Source organism: Endozoicomonas sp. SESOKO2, from assembly GCF_024606245.1.
Classification (GTDB): domain Bacteria; phylum Pseudomonadota; class Gammaproteobacteria; order Pseudomonadales; family Endozoicomonadaceae; genus Endozoicomonas_A.
Genome location: NZ_JAHHPQ010000698.1, coordinates 1 through 1,445 on the forward strand (window position 1 = coordinate 1; position 1,445 = coordinate 1,445).

1 protein-coding gene is annotated in these 1,445 nt (G+C 37.4%); it reads left to right on the forward strand.

Translation table 11 applies throughout. The features are described 5' to 3' along the window. The coding region (locus KDK17_RS16890) for a hypothetical protein (RefSeq protein WP_257288613.1) at positions 1-1,445 on the forward strand (1,445 nt) is incomplete at both ends.

Here is a 1,445-nt window from a genome sequence, read left to right on the forward strand (position 1 = left end):
GAGGAAATTACAGGGATTTTTATCGATTTTATTTTATGTCAGGAAGGTCTGGTTCGTGATCGTTGTATTACTTTTGAAATTAGTCCCGATAAATATGTGGCGGGTAAAACCATCAGTCATGAACGGGTTGAAGAGATACAATCTTTTCTGAAGGCTATTTTTACCAAACAGGCAGAAAAGGAGTCAAAATTTAATAAGTCTGAAAAACGTTACAGTCTGACAGGCATGCTGGTTGATTATCTTAACAAAAAAGAAAACGTACCGGATGATGTTATCTCAAAGTCTGTGTTTACAAATCAATTTGGCCGCACTGAATTTACGTACGAGAAATTGTTGAAAGCTATATTTCCATTTTTTCAAACCCTTCTTGGTGGAAGTGGCTTTTTTTCTGAGCTGGTTGTTATCTTTGATTTTGTTATAAAATTCAGACAGGAAATCATTGATAGTGCTTGTGAACCGTGTCAAACCAACAATATTATAATCATTGGTCTACGCCTCAATGATAATGATATAAGAGAGCATTTTAATCAACATGTTCTGGAGGTTATTTTTTCCAGACGCTGCGATGGTATAGTCAATGCTATGTTTGATAACTGTGTTTTTGGGACTGACAATGGAGTGAAACCGGCAAGCAGATTAAATCTTAAATTCGGTGAAGAGCTTGAATATGATATAAACAACCGACTTTCTGACGAACAGCGTATGATTGTTAATTGTTTTGCATCTCGACTCAAACAAAAAGGAATGAGTTATTGCCCTAACCTCATGTCTGCTACACGCTATGGTTTTGATAATAGCTTTACTGTATTACCTTTTTACGACTTACCTCAATGGTTTGAAATAATCTGCACGCCCTACCATTCTGATGATCAACTCGCAGAATTATCTTTTGAGAAAGTGATTGAAGTGATTGATTCAATGCGCAACGAAGGGTTGATTGATTATAGTTCCGGGCATAAACACGTCGATGCCTTGAGTGCTACCCAGGGGGATACCGGCGTGCTTCTGGCGATGGAGTCTGAGATCCAGCGAAACCCTTTTTTGCTGAGGGCGTTTGGAAATAATGATCGTATCCTGCAGGAGGATGAAGCTAAATGGTATAAAACATTTGCTGATTACGATCCAGACATAAAACCATTTGCCTTAAAGCGGTTAAATAAGATCATTGACCTATACAATAAAAAAATAGAAGAAAATGATACTCAAAAGCCAAGCCATAAAGGGAACACTGATTCGGAAAAAAAAGAGAGGCTTGAACAGTTTTCAAATTTTTATAGCCAGCTTGTTCATATAACGACTCTACAAAATTGGTTAGGTAATATTAGTGCCGATATGATCGGAAAATTTATGGCTATATCTTTACTGCACATTACCGGAGCAGAGGATGTCGACAAATTATCAACGCTGGAATTTCGTTTTTTCCGTTGTCCGAAAACGGTACAGGA